This is a genomic window from Nocardia sp. NPDC023733 (genome assembly GCF_040639775.1).
Lineage (GTDB): Bacteria > Actinomycetota > Actinomycetes > Mycobacteriales > Mycobacteriaceae > Nocardia > Nocardia rosealba.
In genome coordinates this window covers 447,213-473,100 of the sequence record NZ_JBFAAN010000003.1, presented here as the reverse complement: position 1 = coordinate 473,100, position 25,888 = coordinate 447,213, and the positions used below count along the sequence as shown (strand labels likewise).

Annotated in this window: 24 protein-coding genes; 15 read left to right on the top strand and 9 right to left on the bottom strand. The window is 68.1% G+C overall.

The window, feature by feature from the left end:
• Positions 1 to 76: 76 nt before the first annotated feature.
• The 3 genes from AB0F86_RS17620 (at position 77) to AB0F86_RS17610 (ending at position 2,013) form a co-directional block, all read left to right on the top strand.
• A complete protein-coding gene (locus AB0F86_RS17620; RefSeq protein WP_356985453.1) occupies positions 77 to 1,063 on the top strand; it encodes an o-succinylbenzoate synthase in 987 nt (328 codons plus the stop codon).
• Positions 1,064 to 1,150: 87 nt separating this feature from the next.
• Positions 1,151 to 1,582 carry a MarR family winged helix-turn-helix transcriptional regulator gene (locus AB0F86_RS17615; protein WP_356985452.1) on the top strand — a complete coding sequence of 144 codons (432 nt, stop codon included), beginning with the start codon at positions 1,151 to 1,153 and terminating at the stop codon, positions 1,580 to 1,582.
• Positions 1,583 to 1,590: 8 nt separating this feature from the next.
• Entirely contained in the window at positions 1,591 to 2,013 is a 423-nt protein-coding gene (locus AB0F86_RS17610) for an organic hydroperoxide resistance protein (RefSeq protein WP_181699774.1), read from the top strand.
• Between the two features lie 393 nt (positions 2,014 to 2,406).
• On the opposite strand, the gene AB0F86_RS17605 is transcribed toward AB0F86_RS17610, so the two are convergent.
• Together AB0F86_RS17605 and AB0F86_RS17600 are read right to left on the bottom strand one after the other, a co-directional pair.
• Positions 2,407 to 2,943, bottom strand: coding sequence for a TIGR04338 family metallohydrolase (locus tag AB0F86_RS17605; protein ID WP_225281576.1), 537 nt, complete (start codon positions 2,941 to 2,943; stop codon positions 2,407 to 2,409).
• Positions 2,940 to 3,740 carry a DUF2786 domain-containing protein gene (locus AB0F86_RS17600; protein WP_181699864.1) on the bottom strand — a complete coding sequence of 267 codons (801 nt, stop codon included), beginning with the start codon at positions 3,738 to 3,740 and terminating at the stop codon, positions 2,940 to 2,942. Before AB0F86_RS17600 ends, AB0F86_RS17605 begins: the two co-directional genes overlap by 4 nt.
• Before the next feature lie 320 nt (positions 3,741 to 4,060).
• On the opposite strand from AB0F86_RS17600, the gene AB0F86_RS17595 reads away from it, so the two are divergent.
• From AB0F86_RS17595 to AB0F86_RS17570, 6 genes are all read left to right on the top strand, one after another.
• Positions 4,061 to 5,338: an ABC transporter substrate-binding protein gene (locus AB0F86_RS17595; RefSeq protein ID WP_181699767.1), complete on the top strand. Its 1,278-nt coding sequence runs from the start codon at positions 4,061 to 4,063 to the stop codon at positions 5,336 to 5,338.
• A gap of 45 nt (positions 5,339 to 5,383) precedes the next feature.
• The gene (locus AB0F86_RS17590) at positions 5,384 to 6,361 is read left to right on the top strand and encodes a sugar ABC transporter permease (RefSeq protein WP_181699764.1); all 978 of its coding nucleotides are present in this window, start codon (positions 5,384 to 5,386) and stop codon (positions 6,359 to 6,361) included.
• Positions 6,362 to 6,372: 11 nt separating this feature from the next.
• Positions 6,373 to 7,260 (top strand): carbohydrate ABC transporter permease, encoded by an 888-nt coding sequence (locus AB0F86_RS17585; RefSeq protein ID WP_356985555.1) that lies wholly within the window; start codon positions 6,373 to 6,375, stop codon positions 7,258 to 7,260.
• A 65-nt stretch (positions 7,261 to 7,325) separates the two neighbouring features.
• Positions 7,326 to 9,623 carry a transglycosylase domain-containing protein gene (locus AB0F86_RS17580; RefSeq protein WP_356985451.1) on the top strand — a complete coding sequence of 766 codons (2,298 nt, stop codon included), beginning with the start codon at positions 7,326 to 7,328 and terminating at the stop codon, positions 9,621 to 9,623.
• Between the two features lie 169 nt (positions 9,624 to 9,792).
• The gene (locus tag AB0F86_RS17575; RefSeq protein ID WP_181699760.1) at positions 9,793 to 10,257 is read left to right on the top strand and encodes a GyrI-like domain-containing protein; all 465 of its coding nucleotides are present in this window, start codon (positions 9,793 to 9,795) and stop codon (positions 10,255 to 10,257) included.
• 3 nt (positions 10,258 to 10,260) lie between these two features.
• The gene (locus AB0F86_RS17570; RefSeq protein WP_067643408.1) at positions 10,261 to 10,692 is read left to right on the top strand and encodes a GyrI-like domain-containing protein; all 432 of its coding nucleotides are present in this window, start codon (positions 10,261 to 10,263) and stop codon (positions 10,690 to 10,692) included.
• Positions 10,693 to 10,746: 54 nt separating this feature from the next.
• Here AB0F86_RS17570 and AB0F86_RS17565 read toward each other — a convergent pair whose 3' ends face one another.
• The 4 genes from AB0F86_RS17565 to AB0F86_RS17550 all read right to left on the bottom strand — a co-directional run bounded on the left by AB0F86_RS17565 (position 10,747) and on the right by AB0F86_RS17550 (position 14,418).
• A complete protein-coding gene (locus AB0F86_RS17565; protein ID WP_181699757.1) occupies positions 10,747 to 11,856 on the bottom strand; it encodes an inositol-3-phosphate synthase in 1,110 nt (369 codons plus the stop codon).
• Positions 11,849 to 12,406, bottom strand: a complete 558-nt coding sequence (locus tag AB0F86_RS17560; protein WP_067497596.1) for a PadR family transcriptional regulator — start codon at positions 12,404 to 12,406, stop codon at positions 11,849 to 11,851. Before AB0F86_RS17560 ends, AB0F86_RS17565 begins: the two co-directional genes overlap by 8 nt.
• Before the next feature lie 154 nt (positions 12,407 to 12,560).
• Positions 12,561 to 13,349 carry a DUF1707 domain-containing protein gene (locus tag AB0F86_RS17555; RefSeq protein ID WP_181699754.1) on the bottom strand — a complete coding sequence of 263 codons (789 nt, stop codon included), beginning with the start codon at positions 13,347 to 13,349 and terminating at the stop codon, positions 12,561 to 12,563.
• 4 nt (positions 13,350 to 13,353) lie between these two features.
• Positions 13,354 to 14,418 carry a DUF1707 domain-containing protein gene (locus AB0F86_RS17550; RefSeq protein ID WP_356985450.1) on the bottom strand — a complete coding sequence of 355 codons (1,065 nt, stop codon included), beginning with the start codon at positions 14,416 to 14,418 and terminating at the stop codon, positions 13,354 to 13,356.
• A gap of 123 nt (positions 14,419 to 14,541) precedes the next feature.
• Here AB0F86_RS17550 and AB0F86_RS17545 point away from each other — a divergent pair, with 123 nt between their 5' ends.
• From AB0F86_RS17545 to AB0F86_RS17535, 3 genes are all read left to right on the top strand, one after another.
• On the top strand, positions 14,542 to 14,961 hold the full coding sequence (locus AB0F86_RS17545; RefSeq protein ID WP_181699749.1) for a DUF5318 domain-containing protein: 420 nt from the start codon (positions 14,542 to 14,544) through the stop codon (positions 14,959 to 14,961).
• A gap of 798 nt (positions 14,962 to 15,759) precedes the next feature.
• On the top strand, positions 15,760 to 17,931 hold the full coding sequence (locus tag AB0F86_RS17540; protein WP_356985553.1) for a transglycosylase domain-containing protein: 2,172 nt from the start codon (positions 15,760 to 15,762) through the stop codon (positions 17,929 to 17,931).
• 90 nt (positions 17,932 to 18,021) lie between these two features.
• Positions 18,022 to 19,719 carry a glycosyltransferase 87 family protein gene (locus AB0F86_RS17535; protein WP_356985551.1) on the top strand — a complete coding sequence of 566 codons (1,698 nt, stop codon included), beginning with the start codon at positions 18,022 to 18,024 and terminating at the stop codon, positions 19,717 to 19,719.
• A gap of 6 nt (positions 19,720 to 19,725) precedes the next feature.
• Here AB0F86_RS17535 and AB0F86_RS17530 read toward each other — a convergent pair whose 3' ends face one another.
• Positions 19,726 to 21,480: a TerD family protein gene (locus AB0F86_RS17530; protein ID WP_356985449.1), complete on the bottom strand. Its 1,755-nt coding sequence runs from the start codon at positions 21,478 to 21,480 to the stop codon at positions 19,726 to 19,728.
• A 30-nt stretch (positions 21,481 to 21,510) separates the two neighbouring features.
• A complete protein-coding gene (locus tag AB0F86_RS17525; protein WP_356985448.1) occupies positions 21,511 to 22,854 on the bottom strand; it encodes a TerD family protein in 1,344 nt (447 codons plus the stop codon).
• A 137-nt stretch (positions 22,855 to 22,991) separates the two neighbouring features.
• On the opposite strand from AB0F86_RS17525, the gene AB0F86_RS17520 reads away from it, so the two are divergent.
• From AB0F86_RS17520 to AB0F86_RS17510, 3 genes are read left to right on the top strand one after another with little or no spacing between them, the layout of a single operon-like run.
• Positions 22,992 to 23,615, top strand: a complete 624-nt coding sequence (locus tag AB0F86_RS17520) for an AIM24 family protein (protein ID WP_067497217.1) — start codon at positions 22,992 to 22,994, stop codon at positions 23,613 to 23,615.
• An 11-nt stretch (positions 23,616 to 23,626) separates the two neighbouring features.
• Positions 23,627 to 24,325: an AIM24 family protein gene (locus AB0F86_RS17515; RefSeq protein WP_067643395.1), complete on the top strand. Its 699-nt coding sequence runs from the start codon at positions 23,627 to 23,629 to the stop codon at positions 24,323 to 24,325.
• Between the two features lie 3 nt (positions 24,326 to 24,328).
• On the top strand, positions 24,329 to 25,090 hold the full coding sequence (locus AB0F86_RS17510; RefSeq protein ID WP_181698602.1) for an AIM24 family protein: 762 nt from the start codon (positions 24,329 to 24,331) through the stop codon (positions 25,088 to 25,090).
• Here the strand turns inward: AB0F86_RS17510 and AB0F86_RS17505 are convergent.
• On the bottom strand, positions 25,087 to 25,878 hold the full coding sequence (locus AB0F86_RS17505; RefSeq protein ID WP_356985549.1) for an HAD family hydrolase: 792 nt from the start codon (positions 25,876 to 25,878) through the stop codon (positions 25,087 to 25,089). The genes AB0F86_RS17510 and AB0F86_RS17505 overlap by 4 nt on opposite strands.
• Positions 25,879 to 25,888: the final 10 nt, after the last annotated feature.

The following is a 25,888-nucleotide window of genomic DNA, read 5'->3' as shown; positions in this document are numbered from 1 at the left end:
GACTTCTACGGTCCGGCGTACAAGTAGGCAGAGCAGGTCACCCTCTCCGACACTGCGCAACGCTTAGGGTGATGGCGTGGACTTCGAGACCTTTGTTTACGCGATTCCGCTGCGTACGCGGTTTCGGGGGATCACCGTGCGCGAGGGGATGCTGATTCGCGGGGAGAACGGGTGGGGAGAGTTCTGCGCGTTTCCCGAGTACGACGATCGGGAGGCGGCGGGGTGGTTGGCTACCGCTGTCGAGCAGGCGACGATCGGGTGGCCTGCGCCGATGCGGGAGCGGGTGCCGGTGAACTGCATTGTGCCTGCCGTAGATCCCGAGCGTGCGGCGCGAATCGTCCGTGAATCCGGTTGTGCGACAGCGAAGGTGAAGGTCGCCGATCATCCTGATTCGTCGGCCGAAGATCTGGCGCGGGTGGCGGCGGTGCGGGCGGCGCTCGGGGATTCCGGCGCCGTCCGGGTCGACGCCAATGCGGCGTGGGATGTCGAGACAGCGGTGCGGCGAATTCGGGAACTTGATTCGGCGGCAGGCGGATTGGAGTACGTCGAGCAACCGTGCCGGAGCATCGAGGAACTCGCTGAGGTGCGGGCGCGGGTCTCGGTGCCGATCGCGGCCGACGAGTCGATCCGGCGGGCGGAGGACCCGTTGCGCGTTGCGGTGGCAGGCGCGGCGGATGTTGCGGTGCTCAAATGCACGCCGCTGGGTGGGGTGCGGCGGGCGCTCGCGGTTGCCGAGGCCGCCGGGCTGCCGACGGTGGTGTCGTCGGCACTGGAGACGAGTGTGGGGCTGGCAGCCCAGATCGCTCTGGCCGGGACGCTGCCGGAGCTCGAATTCGCCTGTGGGCTCGGCACTCTCGCGCTGTTCGAGGGCGATCTCGTTGCCGATTCGCTGCGACCGGTGGACGGGTGGTTGGCGGTGCCGACCAGTGCGCCGGAACCCGATCCCGCGGCGATGGATCGATACCGGCATCCGGATGCCGAGCGGGCCCAGTGGTGGATGCGGCGGCATGAACGGGTACGCGCATTGCTCGAGGACGGTTCAGCTGCCGACTCCGGTCCGTAGGCGCCACTCCTAGCCGCCTCGGCCACCGAGGGTAGCCATCGGCCCAATTTGGTTGCACACAACTTAATTGTGCGCTACGGTTTTCTCATGACCGACGGACTCACCCTCGACGAGCAGCTGTGCTTCCCGCTCTACGCGGCCTCGCGAGCGATGACGGCGGTCTACCGTCCGAAACTGGAACAACTAGGGCTCACCTACCCGCAGTACCTGGTGATGCTGGCACTGTGGGAACGCGACGGCCGCAGCGTCGGCGAGCTCGGCAGGGCGCTCGATCTGGACTCCGGCACTCTGTCTCCGCTGCTCAAGCGGCTGGAAGCAACCGGGTTCGTGCAACGCAGGCGCGCGGCCGACGACGAACGCCGCGTCGACATCGTGCTCACCGATCACGGGCGGGCCATGCGCGCCCGAGCTTGCGCCATCCCCACGGAAATGGCGCAAGCCGCGGGTCTGACCGGCGACGAAGCCGCGGCCCTTCGCACTCTGCTCCGCAAACTGACCGATTCCCTCATCGAGAAATGAGACTCCCCATGCAGGTTCTCTACACCGCCGAAGCCCTTGCCACCGGCGAAGGCCGCACCGGCTCCGCCCGCACCACCGACGGCAAGCTCGACGTGGTGCTCGCCCCGCCGAAGGAAATGGGCGGTGACGGCGCGGGCACCAACCCCGAGCAGCTGTTCGCGGCCGGCTACGCCGCGTGCTTCCACTCCGCGCTGCGCCTGGTCGGTAAGAAGGCAGGGGCGAATATCGCCGATTCCGCTGTGGGTGCGCAGGTTTCGATCGGCCCGAACGACAAGGGCGGCTTCCAGCTCGCCGTCACCCTCGAGGTCACCCTTCCCCACCTCACCCGCGAGGAAGCGCAGCAGCTGGCCGACCAGGCACACCAGGTGTGCCCGTACTCCAACGCGACCCGCGGCAATATCGACGTCGACGTCCAGGTCACCGAGGACTGATCGGCAACACCCGTCCAATCGAGGTCCCGGTGCGCCTGCACCGGGGCCTCGAGCCTTATCTACAAGCGGCCGTTGAGAATTCATTAGACCCCTTCCCGCACGATCGACTCGTAGCCGAGAACGAAGGGGAAACAATGAGAACAGCAATTGCCGCCGCGATGATCGCCGCGTTCAGCGTGATGGGGGTCGGCGTGGCCGCCGCAGCGACACCAGACCCCGCGCAGTCGAGTTTCGTCGCTGCTCGGGGATCGCTCGGCGGTGGCGGGAGTGGCGGTTCGACGAGCGGTTCACCCTGCACGGACAGCAAGTCCTGCACCTCGACCGGTCCGCGCGGAAGCGGACAGGGCGGGCGCGGCAGCGCCCCGGGCAGCACCGGGGGCCGGTAATCGAGGCTCACCCGAAGCGGACTCCGCAACCGGCGAATGTCGCCCGGATCAGCAGAGCCGCCTCGGGACCGATCACGCCGTCGGCCAATTCCGCATAGCGAGTGCAGAATTCGGGTCCGTGCGACACTTCGTCGGGGGTCGGCGCCAAATGATGGGCGAGTTCGTGCAGAACAACCAGTTCGCGCAACGCCCATGCGGTGGCGCCGGTATGGAGTGGGACGGCGAGCACGGCAGCGGCACGTTCGTAATGTGCCGCGGCCGTGCCCGCCCGCGCACGGACCCGCACGGAAACCACCGCCCGATCCCATCGGGCTCGAACCCAATTCAGCGTAAGCACCTTGTCGACATAACTCTGCACCGATTCCACCGATGCGAATCGCCGCTCGACCGGCAAGGTCACCTGCGAACCATAGATATCGACAGTGCGATGCCCGAATTCCTCGGCGCGATCGAAGACACCACGCACCAACTGCTCGGCGTCGTACACCCGCGCCCGCTGCGTGTCGCGCCGCGGAGCCGGACGGGAAACATCGTCGCGATTCATCGTCCCGTGAGCTTGCCGCGAGCGGCAGGTAGTTCGGTGGCGGGGCCGAGGCGGGCGTTGCGGCCCGCCCGGTCGCCCGCTTGCCGGGCGGCGGCCGAGTGGCCGGTGGAGGTCTGCGGTCCTCGCCAGGTGCCACGCGCTTCCGAGGTGGCCGTGTAGAAGTCGGTGAGGGCGAGTTCCTTGTCGCGCAGGGCGAGTGCGGTTCCGGTCGACTCGACCGCCGACTCCTCGGCGACCACCTCGGCCTTCACCTCGGCCAGGCGCGCGCCGATCCGCGCCGCGAACGCCATCTGGAAATTCAGTCGCGCCGTCACACCGGCGACCGGGGCCTGCACCCTGCGACGGACCGTGCGGCCGAACCGCTTCTCGGCGACCACCTTCACCACCGTGGCCTCGCGATACGCACCCGACTTGATGTAGTGATCCGAGGCCCGCACCATCTGCACCAGCAGACTCGCGTACAGCGCCTCGCAGGCGTCGATATCGGCTTCGAAACCGTAGGCGTAGACCTGCGTGGAGGTGCGCGCGACATCGCAGCGCACGTCGTTGGCCGTGGCGATGGCGACGAACAACTGCACGTAGGTGCGCAACCCCTTCCGCCCCGGCTCCCCGATCGGGATGATCCGCTGCACCGGGGTGGACCTGCGTTCGCGCCGCGCCACATGCGAGCGCGCCACCGCCAGATCGATCGACGACTTCGTCGCGAGCCGTTGTGCTGCCGCGAGAAAGGCCTCGGCCTCGTGTTCGTTGTCGGTGGCCTCGGCCTTGCGCAGCAAACCACCGATCCGGGAGAGCATCCGGTCCGGCCCCGCCGACGATGCAATGGTCACCCGATCGAGGGTAGGCCACCACACCGACACACTTCAGCACGCATAACCGCACTCCCCGCCACCACATCCCGACCTCGAGGAGGGATCGCCGCGCAGCGGCGGTTCGCGGCCGTCCCGACGATCAGGTGCCGTTGCGTAGGCGACGAAGGAGCAAGCAACGGTACCTGATCGTCGGGACCGGCGGGGCCGCGAACACGCGGCGCCCGCGCCGCCACAAATCCTGTATGTTTGCCCCTGCACCGACGCACTGTGCTGCTGCTCACTGTCTCGACCCTGGAGTGTCTGCGATGGCCTTGAAGTTTGTCCCCAGAGCGACGATGGCTGCTGCCTCGATTGCGTTGCTTACCGCATCGTTCGCCAGCGCCTGCTCGAGTGACAACGGCGGCAACGCCCTCGACCAGAACCTGACCGGGCGTGGGCCGATCACCTACGTCGAGGGTAAGGACGTCTCCGAGACCGGCATGGTCAAGCAGCTCATCGACCGCTGGAACGCCGCGCACCCGAACGAGCAGGTGACGTTCAAGGAGCAGTCGGCCGACGCCGACCAGCAGCGCGACGACATGGCCGAGCACTTCCGCTCCAAGCAGGACGGCTACGACGTGGTCGCCCTCGACGTGCCCTACACCGCGGAGTTCGCCGCCAAGGGCTGGATCCAGCCGCTCGAGGGCAGCTTCGCCATCGACACCGCGCCGCTGCTCGCGCCGACCGTCGCCAGCGCCACCTACAACGGCAAGCTGTACGCGGCACCGCGCAACACCAACGGCGGCCTGCTGTACTACCGCAAGGACCTGGTTCCCAACCCGCCGCGCACCTGGTCCGAGATGCTCGCCCAGTGCCAGATCGCGCGCGACAACAACATCGGCTGCTACGCCGGTCAGCTGTTCCCCTACGAGGGCCTGACCGTGAACACCTCCGAGGTCATCAACGCCTACGGCGGCAGCTTCGTCGGCGCCGACGGCAAGACCCCCACCGTGAACAGCCCCGAATCCAAAGAGGGGCTGAAGGTTCTGGTCGACGCCTACCAGCGCGGCGACATCCCCAAAGAGGCCATCAGCTTCAAGGAAGGCGAGAGCGCGAACGCGTTCGAGTCGGGCAAGCTGCTGTTCCTGCGCACCTGGCCGTACCTGTACGGCCAGGCCAACGGCGAGGGCTCGTCGGTGAAGGACCGCTTCGGCGTGGCACCGCTGCCCGGCAAGACCGATGTCGGCGCCTCGACCCTCGGCGGCTACAACGTCGCGATCAGCGCGTTCTCCAAGAACAAGGCCACCGCCGCCGACTTCGTTCGCTTCATGGTCAGCGAAGAGGCGCAGCAGATCGTCGCCCAAGGCGCCTTCCCGCCGGTGCGTACCTCGCTCTACGACGACCCGGCACTGATCGCGAAGATGCCGTACCTGCCCGCGTTGAAGGAGTCGATCGCCAACGCGGTGCCGCGACCGGTCTCGCCGTTCTACGAGGCGGTGTCAAAGGCCATCCAGGACAACGCATATGCTGCCCTGAACGGCACGAAGTCCGTCGACGACGCAGTCGCAGGCATGCAAAAGGGCATCGAGACCGCTGGTTCGTAGCGGTACGCGCAGCGGACCCGACCAGACCGTAGGAGAGTAGAAACGGTGTCGGATCCTTCGGGAGCCAAGCAGCGCGGGCTAGCGCTGCAACTGAGGCAATCGCGGCGGGCGTGGCTGTTCGTGACGCCGGTGATGGTCGCACTGGCCGTGGTCATCGGTTATCCGGTGTTCCAGGCGCTGTGGATGTCGTTCCGCAAGGACGCCGGCATCGACCCGGCCACCGGCATGTTCGTCGAGGGCGGCAGCGCGGGTTTCGACAACTACACCCATTGGCTACTGCAGCAATGCAATTCGCTGATGGGTACGGTGTCGTGCCCGACCGGCACGCTCGGGTCGCAGTTCTGGGCGGCGGTCGGGGTCACCCTGTTCTTCACGGTGGTGACCGTGACGATCGAGGCGACCCTCGGCCTCGGCATGGCCATGGTGATGGGCAAGACCTTCCGTGGCCGGGCGCTGTTGCGAGCCGCGGTGCTGATCCCATGGGCCATCCCCACCGCTGTCACCGCGCGGCTGTGGGAGTTCATGTTCCAGTACGACGGCGTGGTGAACCGGGTGCTCGGCACCGAGATCCTGTGGACCTCGGATGTGTGGGCCTCGCGGTTCGCGGTGATCGTGGCCGACGTGTGGAAGACCACCCCGTTCATGGCGCTGCTGATCCTGGCCGGGCTGCAGGTGATCCCGAACGACGTGTACGAGGCGGCCAAGGTCGACGGCGCGTCGGCCTGGCAGCGGTTCGTACACATCACGCTGCCGTTGCTCAAGCCCGCACTGCTGGTCGCGGTGCTGTTCCGCACCATGGACGCGCTGCGCATGTACGACCTGCCCGCGATCATGACCGGCGCGAACCCGGCCACCAGCACCCTGTCGATCCTGGTGGTCGACCAAGTGCGCCAAGGTCCCAACAGCGCGGCCGCCCTGTCGACGATCACCTTCGTGCTGGTGTTCGCGATCGCGTTCCTGCTGGTGAAGGTGTTGGGCGCCAACGCCGTTCGCACGCAGGAAGAGCAGCGGAAGGCGAACTGATGAGCATCTCGATGACCAAAGAGCCCACCGTCGAACGCAAACCCGTTGCGGAACAGTCGGTTTCGTGGCGGAAACGGCTCGGAACCGTTCGCCTGTACCTCGGTGTGGCGATCGTGCTCGTGTGGGGGCTCGGACCGTTCTACTGGATGGCCGTGGTCGCGTTCCGCGACCCGGCCCACACCTTCGACAGCACTCCGTGGCCGACCCACGTGACGCTGGAGAACTTCCGCAACGCCTTCGACACCAGCCGCGGCAACGACTTCGGCAAGGCGCTGCTCAACAGCGTGATCATCGGCTCGGTGACGACGGTGGTCGCGTTGGTGCTCGGCGTGCTCGCCGCGTACGCGCTCGCCCGGATGACCTTCGCGGGCAAGTACCTGGTTTCGGGGCTGATCCTGTCGGCGTCGATGTTCCCCGCCGTCGTGCTGGTGACGCCGCTGTTCCAGCTGTTCACCGACCTCGGCTGGATCGGCCAGTACCAGGCGATGATCATCCCGAACATCTCGTTCGTACTGCCGATGACGGTGTACATCCTGGCGTCGTTCTTCGCCGAACTGCCCTGGGAGCTCGAAGAAGCCGCGCGCATCGACGGTGCGAGCAAGCTGCAGGCGTTCCGGCTGGTCATGCTGCCGCTGGCGGCGCCCGCGGTGTTCACCACCGCGATCCTGGCGTTCATCGCCTCGGTCAACGAATATCTGCTCGCCCGGTTGCTCTCCGGTGAGCAGACCAAGCCGGTGACGGTCGCCATCGCGAGCTTCTCCGGCAACGACCCGCTCGTCCAGCCGTACGCGGCGATCATGGCGGCCGGTGTGATCGTCACCGTACCGCTGGTGATCATGGTGCTGATCTTCCAGCGCCGCATCATCTCCGGCCTCACCGCGGGCGGCGTGAAGAGCTGACGGGCGCGCTCCTCCCGGGTTGTGCCGGTGCAGGCGGGTAAAGTCGCCTGCACCGACGGGAGGAGATGGTCGTGGCCGGCAGGCGCGGGCGTTCCGACGAGGACGTGCCGTATACCTCGATCGCGGGCTTCCGGGATCCTCTGCGCGAGCAGCAGCCGCGCAAAGGGGCGGCCCGGCGAGCCCAGGCTGCCCGGCTGGCGGGCGACGACGACCCGGAACCCCGCCCGCCGCGCACCAGGGCACAGCGGATCCGGCGGCTGGTCTTCGCGCTGTTCGTGATCTTCGTGTGTGTGCCCGCGCTGCTGTTCTTCGCGGTGTACTGGAGTTCGGAGATCCCCGAACCGGGCGAAGTGGCCGTCGAGCAACCGGCGACGGTGCTGGCCGCCGACGGCACCACGGTGCTGGCGAAAATCATTCCGCCGCAAGGCAACCGGATTCCGATTCCGCTGACCGAGGTGCCGATGCACGTGCGGGAGGCGGTGCTCGCGGCCGAGGACCGCACCTTCTACACCAACGCCGGATACTCCACGAGCGGGTTCCTGCGCGCGGCGCGGGACAACCTGGCCGGGCACGACAACGCCGGTGGCGGGTCGACGATCACCCAGCAGTACGTGAAGAACGCCTTCCTGAGCTCCGAACGCACCGTCACCCGCAAGATGCGCGAGCTCATCATCGCGGCGAAGATGTCGCGGCAGTGGAGCAAGGACGAGATCCTCGCCGCGTACCTGAACACCATCTACTACGGGCGCGGCGCCTACGGTATCGCGGCGGCGGCCAAGGCGTACTTCGGTAAGCCGGTGCCGGAACTGACATTGGCCGAAGGCGCCGTGCTGGCCGCGGTGATCCGTTCGCCCTCGGTGCTCGACCCGGAAACCCACTTCGACCAGTTGCGCGCCCGCTGGCAGTACGTGCTCGACGGGATGGTCGAGATGCGCGTGCTCGCCCCCGGTGACCGTGACGCGACGGTGTTCCCGCCGATCCTGGCCCTCGACGACGTGGCGACCGAGCCCGAGACATCGGGCCCCGAGGGCCACATCCGCACCATGGTGCTGCGGGAACTGCGCGCCGCCGGACTCACCGACGCCGACATCAATACCGGCGCCCTGCAGATCACCACCACCATCGACCCGGTCGCGCAGGCGGGCGCCGTCGACAGCGTGCGAGCCCGATCCTCTTGGCAGCCACCGGAATTGCGGGCGGCCGTGGTGTCGATCGATCCTCGAAGCGGTGCGGTGCGCGCCTACTACGGCGGCGAGGACGGCACCGGATTCGACTTCGCCCAGGCGCCGCTGCAAACCGGTTCGGCCTTCAAGGTTTTCGCGCTCGTCGCCGCCCAGATGCAGGGCATCCCGGTGACGCGGGCGATCGACAGTTCACCCATCACCGACCGTGGCACGACCATCTCCAATGTGGACGGTGACTCGTGTGGGCGGTGTTCGCTGGCCGAGGCGCTGAAACGCTCGCTCAACACCAGTTTCTACCGGCTCACCATGACGATGGCCGACGGGCCGCGCTCGGTGGCCCAGGCCGCCCATCTCGCTGGCATCCCCGAGCACATCCCGGGGGTGGAGGGCGAGACGCTCACCGAGAACGGCGAGCCGCCGCTCAACGGAATCGTGTTGGGGCAGTATCTTGTTCGGCCGATCGATATGGCATCGGCGTATGCCACCCTCGCCGCGTCGGGGGTGTACCGGCAGCCGTACTTCGTGCAGCGGGTGACCACCGGCAACGGCCGGGTGCTGCTCGATCGTGGTCCGCCGGAAACCCGCAGGGGCAAACAACTTCCGGAGCCGGAGCAGCGCATCAGCCCGGCCATCGCCGACGCGACCACGCGGGCGATGGAACCGATCGCCAACTACTCCAACGGGCACGGCCTGGCGGGGGGCAGGCCGTCGGCGAGCAAGACGGGGACGACCCAGCTGGGTGAGACCAAGGCCAACAAGGACGCCTGGATGGTCGGGTACACGCCGTCGCTGTCGACAGCGGTGTGGGTGGGCACCGAGCATCCGCAACCGTTGCGCGACGGACGCGGCAACCCGATCTGGGGTTCGGGGCTGCCCGCCGACATCTGGAAGCAGACGATGGACTCCGCGCTCGCCGGTTCGCCGGTGGAGGAGTTCCCGACTCCGCCGTTGGGCGGCAGCGGGTCACTGGTACCTGCCCCGCCGCCCTCGTCCGGTGGCGGCGGTGGCGGTGGCGGTGGCGGTGGCGGTGGCGGTGGCGGTGGCGGTGGCTTCGACATCCTCAACCCGCCGAGCGACACACCACGCAATCCGGCGCCGATCATCATCATCCCGCCCGCTCCGAGCCCGAGTACACCCGGCGAATGGTTCCCCGGACTGGGTGGTGAGGCGCCGCGATAGATCACGGATTGGACAGGCGTGACCACACATCTGCACGAACATGGCAACATCGTTGGCCAGTGCGCATCCGGAGTCGGGCGCCGGCGGAATCCCGGCGCGGAACCTGTCGTATCCATGCGGGAAGATGTGCGCTCGAGCGACGACGAGACTAGACATAGGGGCTACGCAGGTGGATTTCAATGTCGTTGACCGTCCCGAGATGCTGATCGCGGGCACAGTGCTGCGCAGTCCGGCGCTCGCTGTGGAGGGGCCGCGACGCGCCAAAGTGGTGGAAGCGTGGCAGCGGCTACGGGCACGACAGGACTTACCCGGACCGTTCGCGACGGGCTACGTCGACTTCGCTCCGGAGATCAACTCCTACCTCACCCATATCGTCGGCTACGAATGCAAAACCCTTGCCGACCTGCAGGTAGGCGATGTGCTCGCGCGGATTCCGGCGGGCCGCTACGCGCGGTTCGTGGCGCACGGTGACGAGATCGGCGACACCATCGTCGCCCTGTGGCGGCAGGTGTGGGACGCCGAGGCCGCGGGCGAGTTCGTGCGCGCCTACACCGGCGACTGCGAGCAGTACCCCGACGAACGCACCGTCGAGATCTTCGTTTCCTTGACCGACGACGCGCAGAGCGGGGAATAGCCGATGACCGCCGACTTCGAGATCGTCACCCTGGACAACAGCCTGATCGCCGGACTCACCGTGCCGCTGGCCGGTCGCGAGGTCACCGCCCGCGATCTCGACCTGGTGAACTTCACCTGGGACCGCTACCTGTCCCGCGAGAAGCCGGTCACCCGGGCCGCCGCCTACATCGGCCAGAACGACCATGCCGTGGCCGTCCTCGGCTACGAGGTCGCCGGCCTCGACGACGTGGACGAGGGCGACGTCCTGACCCGCATTCCCGCGGGCCGCTACGCCAAATTCGTCGTCTCCGACAAGCCCTACGACCTCCTGCGCACCGCGTGGGCCCAGGTGATCAAGGCCGAGAACGCCGGGACCATCACCCGCTCCCACACCGCGGAACTGGAGCGCTACACCGGCCCGACCAGCGTCGAGGTGTACGTCTCCCTCGACTGAGCAGACAAAAAAGCCGGGCGCACCGATGTGTGCCCGGCCTTTCTGTTTCAGTGACTAGTCGGCACCGATGATGAAGGCCTCGAGCTGCTTGCGCGCGACATCGTCGGCGATCTGCTCCGGCGGGGACTTCATCAGGTAGGCCGAGGCCGGGATGACCGGCCCGCCGATGCCGCGGTCCTTGGCGATCTTGGCCGCGCGCACCGCGTCGATGATGATGCCCGCCGAGTTCGGCGAGTCCCACACCTCGAGCTTGTACTCCAGGTTCAGCGGCACATCGCCGAAGGCGCGACCCTCGAGGCGCACGTAGGCCCACTTGCGGTCGTCGAGCCACTCCACGTAGTCCGAGGGACCGATGTGGACGTTGCGGTCGTGCACCTTGCCCGCCAGCGAACCGCTCAGGTTCGAGGTGACGGCCTGCGTCTTGGACACCTTCTTGGACTCCAGGCGCTCACGCTCGAGCATGTTCTTGAAGTCCATGTTGCCGCCGACATTGAGCTGGTAGGTGCGGTCCAGCGCCACGCCGCGGTCTTCGAACAGCTTGGCCATCACGCGGTGGGTGATGGTCGCGCCGACCTGGGACTTGATGTCGTCGCCGACGATCGGCACACCGGCGTCGGTGAACTTCTTGGCCCACACCGGGTCGGAGGCGATGAACACCGGCAGCGCGTTGACGAACGCGACACCCGCGTCGATGGCGCACTGGGCGTAGAACTTGTCGGCCTCTTCCGAACCCACCGGCAGGTAGGACACCAGCACGTCGACGTTCGCGTCCTTCAGCGCCTTCACGACGTCGACCGCGGGGGCCTCGGACTGCTCGATGGTCTCGGCGTAGTACTTGCCGATGCCGTCGAGGGTCGGGCCACGCAGGACCGTCACGTCGGTGGGCGGCACGTCGGAGATCTTGATGGTGTTGTTCTCGCTGGCGAAGATGGCCTCGGCCAGGTCGAAGCCGACCTTCTTGGCGTCGACGTCGAACGCGGCGACGAACTTCACGTCCTTGACGTGGTAGGGACCGAACCGGACGTGCATCAGACCCGGAACGACCGCGTTCTCATCGGCGTCCTTGTAATACTGCACGCCCTGCACCAGCGACGATGCGCAGTTGCCGACACCGACGATCGCGACGCGTACTTCGCCGGATCCAACCTTGTTGACATCACTCATGGCCGCTCTTTCCCTCTTTCTGTGGTGCCGCCTTCGTCGATTGCTCCGCCGCAATCAACTCGTTGAGCCAGCGCACTTCGCGCTCGCTTGATTCCAATCCGAGCTGGTGGAGCTGGCGGGTGTAGCGATCCAGCGAGCCGCTGGCCTTCTTGATCGCTTCCCGCAGACCCTCTCGGCGCTCCTCGACCTGGCGTCGCCTGCCCTCCAGGATCCGCATCCTCGCCTCGGCGGGGGTGCGGCTGAAAAAGGCCAGATGAACACCGAAGCCGTCATCGGTGTAGTTCTGCGGACCGGTATCGGCGAGGAGTTCTTTGAACCGTTCCCGCCCGACCGGCGTGAGCCGGTAGACGCGGCGCGCACGGCGCGCGGTCGCGCCCTCCGGTATCTCCTCGGCGATCAACCCGTCGGCCTGCATCCGGCGCAGCGTCGGGTAGAGCGAACCGTAGGAGAAGGCCCGGAACGCCCCGAGCAGGCCCGTCAACCGCTTGCGCAGCTCGTAACCGTGCATGGGCGCGTCGAGGAGCAGGCCGAGAATCGCCAACTCGAGCATGCCGACCTCACTCCCTGACTATGACGGCCTGACAGGCCGAACGGACCTAACCGATGGATGCGACTTCCCACTATATCGGAGCGATACATCAGGGCGTAGTCGTATCCCTCACATGAGCAGGGGACCGACTGCCCGGTTCGGGCGAATCAGCAGGTCAGGCGTCTGCCGGGTGCACCGCGATGGGTTCACCGCTGAGCCGGATCTTCAGATATCCGCTCTGTTCCGCCTCGTTCTTGACGTAGATGCTGATCTCGGGTTCGGCATCTTTGCCGCCGGCCGGTGGGAACCGGACGAGTACGTGTGACACCCAGCCGCCGGGCACGCGGGTGGTCTGCGGAGCACCCGACATCATCCGCGCGTACTTCGCCAGGTCGACGGTGGCCAGGTCGAACGAGCGGGTGTCGGGCGGTCGCGAACCGGGCGAACCCCACCGGTCGAAATCGCCACGATATTGCAGCTCGTCCTGCTTGCCCGGCTTCCCGGAATCGCGCTCGACCAGCGCGTACTCCGGGTAGAGCGTCAACTCGTCGGCGAGCGCGCTTCCGTATTCGGCGCGGTAGTCGGCGAGGAAATGGGCGAAGCCGTTGCCGGTCGTGAGATCGGGCAGCGGCGGCGCGAGGACGGTACTGCGCCCGAGCAGACCGGCACCCGCGCCGACCAGGCCGGCGAGGATCACCGCGCCCACCGGGAGCCACCAGCGGCGCGGGGCGCGAGGGATTCCGCGCGCTACCGGGGTGGCGGCCAGGCCGTCGGGGATCTGTAGGTCGTCGACGAGGCGGTCGAGGTCGCCGAAGGTCTCGGCGCGCATGGCGGTGGCGGTGCGTCTGCCGTGCTCAGCCTCGGTGAGCTGACCGTCGGCCAGGGCGGCGTCGAGCAGGGCGCACACGTCGGCGCGGTCGGCGTCGCGGGCCCGCAGGTTCTTCGCCGGGGAGGTGGTCTTCATGGCGTCATCTTTCGTACGGGTAGGTCTTCAGCACTTCGCCCGAGAGCGCGAGGACGAGATGCGCGGACTGGGAGACCTCGTTGCGCACGTAGACCGTGATCGAGGGCCTGCCGACCCAGCTGTCGTTGGCGATCCGGTAGTGGGAGACCACGCCGTCGGGGACGCCAAGGTTGGTCGCGGCGGTGTTCAGCACCGCGCCGAGAGCATCGGTATTCACCTGTGCCAGGTCGATGTCGACCGCCTGGCGGTCACGGGTGGTGACCTGCGAATTCGAGCGTTCGAACCCGCCACGATAGGTGTAGCTCACCGTCCAGTCGCCGTTGTCGGGTGCGCGGCGGACCGCCGAGGCGTGCTCGTCGTGCAGCACGGCCTCGTCGACGACGGCATCGCCGAACTTGGTGCGGTAGTCGTCGCGGAACTGCACGAATCCGGCGATGGTGTTGAGGTTCGGGGTGGGGATCACCAGGGGTGGGGCCGCGTCGTAGTCGATCGATGCGGCGGCTTCCGCCGCGGCCGGTTCGTCGGCCCGGATCGTCCAGGCGAAGCCGCCGACCGCCGCGAGCACGACGGCCGCGATCGTCGCGATGCGGAAGGTGTTGCGCGCCTTGGGCTTCACCGGCGCCGCCGGGCGCTGCTGCAACTCGGCGACGAGGGTGGCCAGCTCACCGAGCGTGCGCGCTTCGGCGGCCAGCTCGGTCATCGCCGTGTGCTCCTCGGCGTCGAGCTGACCGTCGGCGCGGGCCGTGTCGAGGGCGGCGATCGTGCGTGCCCGGTCGGCGTCGCGCGCCTTGGTCCTGGTCGGGTACTCGCCGGAATGCCTGCGGCCGAAGCGCTTCCGTTCGGTGGTCGGGCCGAATACCGCGGGCGACTGCAGATCGGCGGTCAGACCACGCAATTCACCGAGCGTGCGTGCCGAACCGGCCCGTTTCACCCGGTCGTGGTACTCCTGGGCACCGAGCTGGCCCTCGGCATAGGCCGCGTCAAGCACGGTCGACACCTCGGCGCGATCGATATCACGCGCCCTCGTCCGGGAATCGGCGGCGGAATGCGCCTGCGGGGGATCTGCCATCTACTTGCCACGCCTCACCTGCGAAAAGACCCGGAAAGTACCCGGTATCGGGAGTCTAAGGCCGCAGGGGGCAACAAGCGGTGGCACCGGCGGTGAAAATCAATCCCGGCTACTCTGGTGATCGTGCGAATTCAGCGGCAGGTGGTGGACTATGCGCTCCGGCGCAGGTCGCTGCTCGCCGATGTCTACGCGGGGCGGGTCGGCGTCGCCGAGGTGTGCGATGCCAATCCCTACCTGCTGCGGGCCGCGAAGTTCCACGGTCGCGGCAGCGAGGTGACCTGCCCGATCTGCCGAAAAGAGCAGCTGACGTTGGTGTCGTGGGTGTTCGGCGACGGGCTCGGCCAGGCGGCCGGGTCGGCGCGCACACCCGACGAGTTGACGCGGATGGCAGAGTCGAACGAGGAATTCTCGGTGCATGTCGTCGAGGTGTGCCGCTCGTGCAGCTGGAACCACCTGGTGCAGTCGTACGTGCTCGGGTCGGCGCCCGCGCCCGCCCGCCGCCGGGCGAGCCCCAGAGCGGGACGTCGCTCTGCCGCCGAATGACGGCGGCCGCATGATGCGCCGCAGTTCGGGGTGCAAGATATCCGCGCCGGTTCGCCGGCGCGGATGTTGTGTGCCGGTTGAACCTTACGAGTTATGGAGATCTGGTCAGTGAGTTCGCCCTACGAGCCCTCCCCCTACGGTGACGATCCGCGCGGCGGCCGCCCGTCGCGGGGCGCACAACCAGGTCCGCAGTCCGGTGATCGTCCTGTCGGGCCGCCGCGTCGGCCGACGCCGCCTGCCGGTCCGCCGCGTCCGCAGGGTGGTCCCGGTGGGCGTCCACCCGCGCCGGATGGGCGTCCGCCCGCCCCGGGTGGGCGTGGGCCTGTGCCGGGGGCGCGTGGTCCGCAGCCGCAGAACCGTCAGCCTGCGCCGCCGCCGGGTGGGGTGCCGCCGCGTCGGCCGGGTCAGCCCGGTCAGCCGGGTCAGCGTCCCGGTGCGCCGCAAGGCAGGCCCGCGCCGGGTCGTCCGGCCGCACCCGCCGCCGGGGCTGCCGGCGCCACTCAGAAACTTCCCCGTCCCGGTGTCGACGAGTCGACGGTGCGGGCGAATCATCCGCCGCGGACCGTGCGCGAGGAGGCAGGTCGTCCGCGGACCGGTGGCACTCCAGTCGCCGCGCGACCCGGCGCGGGTCGCCGCCCGGGCGGACCGACCACCGGTGAACGCCGCGCCACCGGTGCGGGCGGCACACCGCCGCCGGTCGGGCCACGCAATCGCCGCGATGGTGGCGGGGGCGACGACGGCTCGGGTAGGGATGGTTCGGTGACCAAGAAATCGCCGTGGCGTGCCGTGCGCCGGACAATGTATGTCCTGATGGCCTTGGCCATCGTCGTGCCGAGTGCCGTTTTCCTCGTCGCCTACACCACCGTTTCGGTGCCCAAGCCGGAAGACCTCGAGACCAATCAGGTCGCCATGATCTACGCCTCCGACGGGACGAGCGTGATCAGCAAGGTGGTGCCGCCGCAGGGCAACCGCACCGAGGTCTCCATCGACCAGATCCCGCCGCATGTGCGCAATGCCGTGATCGCCGCCGAGGACCGCGACTTCTACACCAACCCGGGCTTCTCGGTGTCGGGCTTCGCCCGCGCCGCCCGCGACAACATCCTCGGCAAGGAGAGCGCCGGTGGTGGTTCGACCATCACCCAGCAGTACGTGAAGAACGCGCTGGTCGGTGACGAGCGCTCGATGACCCGAAAGATGCACGAGCTGGTGATCTCGGCCAAGATGGCCCGCCAGTGGAGCAAGGAGGAAATCCTTGCCGCCTACCTGAACACCATCTACTTCGGTCGTGGCGCGTACGGCATCGACGCCGCCGCCAAGGCCTACTTCGGCAAGCCGGTGCAGGAGCTGTCGGTGTCCGAGGGCGCCGTCCTCGCCGCGACCATCCAGCTGCCCTCGCTGCTCGACCCGGAGAAGAACCCCACCGGCGCGAAGTCGCGCTGGAACTACGTGCTCGACGGCATGGTCTCGGGCGGCAACCTCGCCGCGGCCGAACGTCAGTCGATGCAGTACCCGGCCGTGGTGCCCGCCGCGTCGCTCGGCGAGAACAGCCTGGACTCCGGGCCTGAAGGGCACGTGAAGAACCGGGTGCTCGAGGAGCTGTCGGCCGCGGGGATCAGTGAGCAGCAGCTCAACACCGAGGGTCTGCAGATCACCACGACCATCGACCCGAAGGCGCAGGAGGCCGCGGTGAACGCCGCGCGCAACAAGCTCGACGGGGAACCCGAGAACCTGCGCACCGCGGTGGTGTCCATCGACCCGCGCACCGGTGCTGTCCGCGCCTACTACGGCGGTGAGGACGGCCAGGGCTACGACTTCGCCAACGCGGGGCTGCCGACCGGTTCGTCGTTCAAGGTGATCGGTCTTGCCGCCAACCTCGAGCAGGGCATTCCACTGTCGCAGATGTACGACAGCTCGCCGCTCAAGGTCAACGGCATCGAGATCAACAATGTCGAGGGCCAGTCGTGCGGTATGTGCACGATCGCCGAGTCGCTGAAGCGTTCGCTGAACACCAGCTTCTACCGGATGCAGCTCGACATGCAGAACGGTCCGCAGAAGATCGCCGACATGGGTCACAAGCTCGGTATCGCCAAGGAACTGCCGGGCGTCGGCCCCACACTCACCGAGCCCAACGGTGCGGGCCCCAACAACGGCATCATCCTCGGCCAGTACCAGTCGCGTCCGCTCGACATGGCCTCGGCCTACGCCACGCTGGCCGCCTCCGGCATGTACCACGCACCGCATTTCGTGCAGCGCGTCGTCACCGCCGACGGGCAGGTGCTGCTCGATCGCGGCGAACCGGCCGGTGAGCAGCGGGTGAGCGCGGCCGTCGCCGACAACGTCACCGCGGCGATGAAGCCGATCGCGGCCTACTCCAACAACCACAACCTGGCCGGTGGCCGGGAATCGGCCGCCAAGACCGGTACCCACCAGCTCGGCGACACCGGCAACAACCGCGACGCCTGGATGGTCGGTTACACGCCGTCGCTGTCGACCGCGGTGTGGGTCGGTACCGAACAGGGTGACCCGCTGAAGAACTACGGCGGCTCGCACATCTACGGCTCCGGCCTGCCGTCCGACATCTGGAAGGCCACGATGGACGGCGCCCTGGCGGGCACCCCCACCGAGACGTTCCCCAAGCCTGCCGCGATCAAGGGCCAGGCCGGTGTGCCGGAATGGTCGGCGCCCTACACGGCGCCGGAGACCACCGCGCCCACCATCGCGCCGCCGGTGATCGTGCCGTCGCAGGTGGAGATCCTGCCCGGCATCCGCATCCCCGTGCCCGGTGTGCAGCAGCCCGCCGTGCAGCAGCCGCAGCAGGCGGAGCCGACCACCGGCCCGCTGCCCGGTCAGCCGACCGCGACTCCCGGTGAGTCCCCCGGCAACGGCAACGGTGGTGGCAGGCCGGGTGGCGGCGGCAACGACGACGAGGAGAGCGGCGGCGCGGGAGCCACACCGACGCGCTCCCGATAGCCACCGGTAGCCTCGGATGTCGTGACCGATCAGCAACTCGCGGACCAGCCGGCGCCGAATGACACCTGGCCCGGCCGCGAGCCGCAGTACGTGTCGCCCGCACCACTGGCACCGGACCTGCGTTCGATCGACGTGCGAGACCGCCCGAGCCGCAACGATTCCCTCACCTCGCAACTGTCGACGGTGATCGGCGGCCCGGTCGGCGAGCACGCGCTGATCGGGCGGGTCCGGTTCTGGACGCCGCTGCGGGTGCTGTTCGCCTTCACCGTCGTCTTCCTCGCGCTGGGCTGGGCGACGAAGGCCGGCTGCATCCAGCAGACCGACGACGGCGCGGGCGGGCTGATGCTCGACTGGAACAACGGCCGCCAGTACGTGGCCATGTGCTACTCCGACACGGTGCCGCTCTACGGCGCCGAGCGGCTCAACGAGGGCGCGTTCCCGTACAAGAAGTATTGGCTCGAGTCGACCCCCGACGGTGGCACCGAGGTCAGATACATGGAGTACCCGGTGCTTTCGGGGCTCTACCAGTACGCGGCCATGCAGGTCGGCAATGTGTGGGATCACCTGCCGCTGCCCGGTGCGCTGTCGGTTGTCGTGTACTTCAATGTGGTCGCGCTCGGGTTGGCCGTCGGGTGGTTGATCACGGTGTGGGCGTCGTCGCGACTAGCCGGGCGACGGGTCTGGGATGCCGCGTTGATCGCGGTGTCGCCGTTGGTGATCGTGCACATCTTCACCAATTTCGACGCCCTGGCAACGGCTTTCGCGGCCACCGGCCTGCTGGCGTGGGCGCGGCGGCGGCCGGTGCTCGCGGGGGTGCTGCTCGGTCTGGGTGGTGCCGCGAAGTTGTATCCGCTGCTGCTGCTCGGACCGATCATTGTGCTGTGTCTGCGCACCGATCCGATGCGGCGTCTGCCCGCCGCCCAGGCCGGCCTGCGATTACGCGATATCGACAGCCTCGCCGCGGCCCGCGCCTGGCTGCGCGCAACACCGACGCGGACACAGGTTTTCGCGCAGCGTCCGCTCGGCTCGGCCACGCTCGCCGTGGCGGCGGCACTCGGCACGTGGGGTGCGGTGAACCTGCCGATCGCGGTGTTGTTCCCGAACGGGTGGCGAGAATTCTTCCGCCTCAACACCACCCGTCACGCCGACCCCGACTCGATCTACAACGTGATCTCCTCGTTCACCGGCTGGGAGGGCTTCGACGGTCCGCTGTCGCACGGTGAACCCCCGACCATCCTGAACACGGTCTCGCTGCTGCTGTTCGTGCTGGCCTGCGCGGGCATCGCCTATCTGGCACTCACCGCCAACCGCCGTCCCCGCCTCGCCCAGCTGTGCTTCCTGGTGGTCGCCGCGTTCCTGCTCACCAACAAGGTGTGGAGCCCGCAGTACTCCCTGTGGCTGGTCCCCCTCGCCGTCCTGGCACTGCCCCACCGTCGAATCCTGTTGGCCTGGATGACAATCGACGCCCTCGTCTGGGTACCACGCATGTTCTACTACCTCGGCGAAGACAACAAGGGCCTGCCCGAACAGTGGTTCACCAGCACGGTTGTACTGCGTGACCTGGCCGTCGTCGGCCTGTGCGCCATGATCATCTACCAAATCCTGCGCCCCGAAGCCGACCTGGTCCGCCGCGACTACGTAGACGACCCCGCCGGCGGCATCCTCGACCGCGCCCCGGACCCCCTCCTCCCCTGGCTCCCCCACTTCCTCCAGCCACGGCGGAGCTGGACCGACGCCGCGCATCCGGACGCTGTCCGAGTAGACGCGGGACCACCCCGCATCCTCTGAGCCGTCCTACATCCGCAGGTAGCGGGCCTGGAGTTCGGGTTCGAGGGGGAGCATGTCGAGGTCGAGTTCCCAGGCGTTGCCGGTCCAGGGGTCGAAGAGGGGGGTGCCGGGGAGGGTGGGGAGGTGGCGGCAGGATTGGGAGAGGAGGGTGGCGGGGGCGTCGGCCGCGTCGGGGGTGGCGGTGCCGACGATGAGGAGGGAGAGGCCGATGAGGTCGCCGCGGACCATGAGCTGGCCGAGGCGGACTACGTCGGTGGCTTGGTAGCCGTGGGGGAAGTCGGCCGCTACCAGGATGCGATGTTCTTTCGGAGGGGCGACTTCGCCTGCGTGGTAGGCGATTTCGGCCAGTTCGGCGGCATTGGCCAGTTCGGCCAGGCGCGGGGAGATGTCGAGGTGGTCGGTGATCACCGGGCCCGCGAGTAGTGGGGACAGGGGTGTGGCGAGGCTGCGGAGGCCACCGGTGAGGTCGATCAGGTCGATGCGGGTCGGCCGGTCGGGGATGGCGGCGACGAGGCGGGCCAGCAAGGCGCCGACCACGCGGGAGGCGGCGGCGCTGGACTCCGTGTCGACCCACAGCGGCCGGTTCAGTGGCACCGGAACGCAATACGGGACACGGAGGTCGCCTCGGTCGGGTGCGTAGAGCTCGCCGAGGCGGATGCCGTCGCTGGCGGCGGCGCGGGTGGTCCAGGCGGGCGCGAGCCAGGAGGCCAGGGCCGCGGGCATCACGGAATCGGCCTCGGCGATCTCGCGGGCGAGCATGTCGCTGTCGCGACGGTGGTCGGTATCGGCGCGGCCGATCAGCTCGTCGTGGCGGCGTTGCGCGGCCTGACGGGCGACCTCGGCGGCGGGGGTGTTGCGGGTGGCGGGATTCGACACCGCTTCCGACAGTTCCTGATCCAAGCGTTTGGCGGCGTAGTCGCGCGCCGAGATGAGGGCTGCGGCGGAGCGTGCGGCGTCCTCGAAGATCATCCACATGCGCTGTAGGCCGTGGTCGACTTCGAGGGGGATGCCGGGGGCAGGCGTCGGTTGGGCGAGCGATTCGGTCGAGGCAGCAGCATGGCCCGAAGCTGGTCCCGCCGACGCGCCTGCTCCATGAACCGGCGCCACCGGCACCGTCCCGTCCGGAACGTGACCGCCGTGCGCAGCACCGCCAGGCACACCGCCGAAGGCAGCACCGCCAGGTACGCCACCGTGGGCACTACCGCTGAACGAATCACCCTGCGCGCCCGACCCGAAACCACCGGGCGCCGACGGCACGCCATTTACCGCGTTGTGCCCGAAAGCAGCGGCACCCGAAGCACTTTGGCCGGGAACGCCGTGTGTGCTCAACAACTGAGCCACACCACCGGCATAACCCTGGCCGAGCGCACGCAACTTCCAGCCCGGACCCCGCCGATACACTTCGAGACAGATCAGCGAACTCTCCCCCGCCGTCGGCGAGATGACGAATTCCGCTGCGGGCACACCGTTCTGGGCGAACGAGGCAGTCACCGGCCCGAGCACGTGCCCGGCGGCAACGAACAACAGCACCGCGTGCGCGTCCGAACGCACCTGGGACAGGGCGAGTTCCACCGACGAACCACCGAACCGCACACCGGGAGCCGAGGGGCGCGACGCGCACACGTGATCGTGTTCGTCGCGCACCCGCAGGTCATCGCCGACCACGAGCGCGCCGAGTTCGACGGTGCCCGTGGTCTGCGCGGTGAAGCGCACGGAGTCGGCGGTCAGTGCGGTGTTCTGCCCTGCCTTCAGGTGAATCACGGTGTCTGCCTTGCTGTGTGGTGCGGAAGGTCAGTCGCGGCCGAGGAAACGGCCGAGCTGTGGAACGGCCTCGCCGGGGTGCTTGGCCTGGAAACCCTCGCCGAGCGCCTGCATCTTCCAGTCACCACCGGAGCGGTACACCTTCGCCATCGCCATCGCGGTGAACGGCATGCCGCCGGCGAGGGTGTAGCGGGCGAGTTCGCCGTTGGTCGTGCCGTCGATCAGGCGGCAGAAGGCGTTCTGCACCTGCTCGAAGGTGTGCCCCTTGTAGGAGGTGACGATGAACAGCAGCGTGGAGATGTGGGCGGGGATGCGGGTGAGGTCGACGAGGATCATCTCGTCGTCGCCTTCGCCCTCACCGGTGAGGTTGTCACCCTGGTGGCGCACCGATCCGTCCTTGGACGAGAGCTGACCGTAGTAGGCCACGTCGACCAGGTTCTGGTCGGCGAACAGGCACACCGAGGCGTCGAGGTCGATGTCTACGGTGCGGTTGCCGAACATGCCTCGGGTGCGCACCGGGTCCCAGCCGAGACCCATCTTCACGAAGGTGAGCGCGGTGCCTTCCTTGCGCAGGGTGACCCGCTGCCCCTTCTGCAGGCTGACCGGCCGGTCCTTGCTCAGGCTGACCTCCCCGGTCGGCTGCGGCGGCGCGGCCGGTGCGGCGGCGGGCGGATATCCCCCACCGGGCGGCGGCGGGTAACCACCCTGCTGCGGCGGCGGGTAACCACCGCCCGCGGGGGGCTGCTGCGGCGGCGCGGGCGGCGGGTATCCCCCACCGGGCGGCGCGTAGGCGGGCGCGGGCTGCTGGTAGCTCGGCGCGGGCGGCGGCGGTGCGGCCTGCTGGGGTGCGGCGGCGGGCTGAGCGGGCGAATCATCCACCTGCACACCGTGATCGGTGACCAGCGCGGCGAACCCGCCGGCGTACCCCTGGCCGACGGCGCGCACCTTCCAGCCACCTTGACGGCGGTACAGCTCCAACGCGATCACGATCGACTCGGCGTTGAGGCCCTCGATGAGATACGAGTACAGCTGATTGCCCGCGGCGTCGGAGACGATCGCGGTCGGCGGGGCGAAACGACCGAAATTGCTCGTCGCGTCGTCGAGGGTGATGACCGCGCGGATCTGGTCGATCTCGGCGGGCACGGCGGACAGCGACACCGCGAGCGAGGCGGGCTGCCCGGCCGGACCGGGTCGCAGGTCCACACCCGGACCGCTCGGCTGGTTGTAGAAAACGAAATCGGCGTCGGTGCGGACCTTGCCCTGCTCGGTGACGAGCAGCGCGGACAGATCGGCCGGTGCCGTGAGCTGGAGTGAGATCACCACGTCACTGACGGCCAATGGACCGTTCTGGCCTTTGGCGAGTGTTGCAGACAAGTTCGACCCTTCGCTTGTCGGTGCGGTCTTGTTGTCACTGTACGAGAAACCGGGCCCGGGCGTTCAGCCTCCCGATCGGTTAGGGTGACGTCGCGCTCGGATCGGGGCGTCGCACCCGCCTTACAAAGGGGCCAGGAATGGCGCAGTTGTTCGAACAATCGAAGAAAGTGATCGAGGCACATCTCGCGGGGACCAGTATCCGCGCGATCGCGGGCTCGATGGTTGCCTACGAGGGCAATGTGCAGTTCAAATCGGCGGGTTTCGGCGGCGGCGAAGGCGTGCTCAACGGTCTCAAGCGCCGCGCCACCGGCGAGAAGCTGTCGTTGATGGAGTGCACCGGCAACGGCCGGGTGTTCTTCGCGGTCAACGGCCAGAACGTCACCGTGGTGAACCTGAACAACGACACGTTGCAGGTCGAGTCGCAGCAGTTGCTGGCCTTCGCGGGCAATCTGCGCACCGACGTGCGGTTCGCCGGTGTCGGCGGGATGTCTTCGGGCAGTGGCCTTTTCACCACAACGGTGAGCGGTCAGGGCCAGGTGGCGCTGCTGTCGGCCGGTGGGCCGCTGATCCACCTCGAGGTGTCGCCGCAGTACCCGCTGATCGTCGACCCCGATGCGTTCGTCGCGGCGCGCGGCAATCTCAACCAGTCGTTCGTCACCGACGTCTCCTGGCGCACGATGGTCGGCCAGGACGCGGGCGAGGCGTTCTCGCTGCGGTGGGACGGCCAGGGCGTTGTGCTGATCCAGCCCGCGGAACGGTAAGGGAAGCGACGATGTTCGAGAAGGTCAACAGCAAGGTCGTCAAGGTCGACGTCGCCCAGGCGGGCGGGGTGGTCGGGCGCACCGGCGCGATGCTGTTCTACACCGGTCAGGTGCAGTTCTCCCCGCACCAGATTCCCGGCGCGGGTGGCGGCATGGGCGGCGGTGGTGGGCTGATGCGCATGGCGGGGGCCATGATGGCGGGCGAACACGAACGAACGATGCTGGCTCGTGGAAACGGTTCCGTCCATTACGGATTCGCCGGGCTCGAGGTGCACGTGGTGCAGATGCAGCCCGGTGCGGTGTTGCGGGTGGAGGCCTCGCGGCTGCTGGCGAACACCGCCGGGTTGCAGGCCTCGGTGGTGTCGGTGGCCAGTTCCGGTGGTGGTGGCGGTGGCGGCCTGATGGGTGCGCTGCGCGGGGCCGCCGCGGGTGTGGCGACCGGGCAGGGCATGTTCACCACGCAACTGAGCGGTCAGGGTTCGGCGGTGCTACTGGCGCACGGCGGATTCCTGGAATTGCAAGTGGGCGGGCCGAATCCGGTGGTCGTCGACCCGCAGGCATTCGTCGCGGCGTACGGAAACGTGCAGACCGAATTGAAGGCGGCGATGAGCTGGCGCGACGCGGTGGGTCGCGGATCGGGTGAGGCGATGCAATTGCATTGCCACGGTCAGGGTGTCGTGTATGTGCAGGCCTCCGAAGAGAAGTTGTGAGTCATGAGCGAAATCCTCTCCCCCGCGAATCTCGGTGCCAGCGACAATATTCCGAACAACAGCTACGCCTATTGCATCGATCTGACCGGGCCGTGGTTCATGCGCAAGGGCGCCATGATCGCCTACTACGGGCAGATCAATTTCCAGCTGCTCACGCACGGTCTGCAGGGCCACCTCACCCAAATGGTGAGCAGCCAGTTCTCGGCGCCGCTGTTCGCCGGTGAGTACGTGGTGGCCGAGGGCCACGGCAAGCTCATCATCGGCGACCGGGGTTACGACATCAATTCCTACGATCTCGAGGACGGCAACCTCACGATCCGCGGCGCCAACCTGCTCGCGTTCGAGCCGGGCCTGGCGCTGAAACAATCGATCGTGCCCGGTTTCCTCACCCTCATCGGCACCGGTAAGTTCCTCGCCTCGTCCAACGGCCCGGTGATGTTCGCCGAACCGCCGCTGCGTGTCGACCCGGAGGCGCTGGTCGGCTGGGCCGACTGCCCGTCCCCGAGTCACCACTACGACCAGGGCTGGATCACCGGTTTCCTGTCGGCGGGCGCGGCCGCGATGGGCGCCACCTCCGGCGAGGAACGCCAGTTCGACTTCACCGGCGCGGGCACCGTCCTCATCCAGTCCTCGGAGAAGGTGATGAGCGACAACGCCCTGGTCCGCACCATCGAGGGCCAGTTGCAGAGCGGGGTGAGCGTGGGCGGCCTGCAACGCATCCAGGCCGTCGTCACGCAGAAACTCGCCGGTCAGCAGCAGTACTAGACCGGATCCGCGACGGGCAGGGCGGCGTGGAACCAGTCGAGGATTTCCACGCCCGCCAGGATGCCTGCGGTGGTGGTGACGGTGAGGTTGGCGGCGGTGTAGGCGAGTTCTTCGAGTTCGCCGTGGCGGGGGCGGATGGCGGCGTCGGCGGATTCGAGCATTTTCGCGTCGAGGGCGCCGTCGCCCGCGGCGAACAGTCGCGCGCCGTCGGGTAATTCGCCGGATTCGGTGAGGCGGCGACGGACTTCGGCGACGGCGAGGCTCTTGCAGACCGCGTCGGGCATGGTGTAGATCTTGCGGCCCTGCTGGGAGGCCGACCAGCCGTTGGCGCGGCACCAGGTGTCCCATTCGGCGAGGAAGCCCGCCGGGACCGCCTCGGGGCGGACGACCAGGTAGCAGAACAATTCGTCGGCCTCGCGATACTTGGTGACCCAGGAATCGCTGATCCGCGAACGTAACTCGGCGCCGACGGCAGCCAAGGTCGCGCCGGTGGCGTTGACCTGATCGTCGATGGACAACCGCCACGCCGGGTCGGGAATGCCGTCGACGAGGATATTGCCGCCGTTGCTCGTGATGGCGAAACGCCACGGCGCACCGGGCAATTCGATGCGCTGGAACTGTTCGATGGTGCGGGTGGTCGTCGGGATCACCGGCGCGTTCGCGGCCAGCTCGCGCAAACGGGCGATCGCGGTGGTGGTCATATAGGACAGGGGTTCGCCCTCGTAGTACTCGACGCATTCCTTCTCGACACTGTCCGCGCCGTGGCAGGCGTTGCGCGAGAAGATCATCGTGCGATCC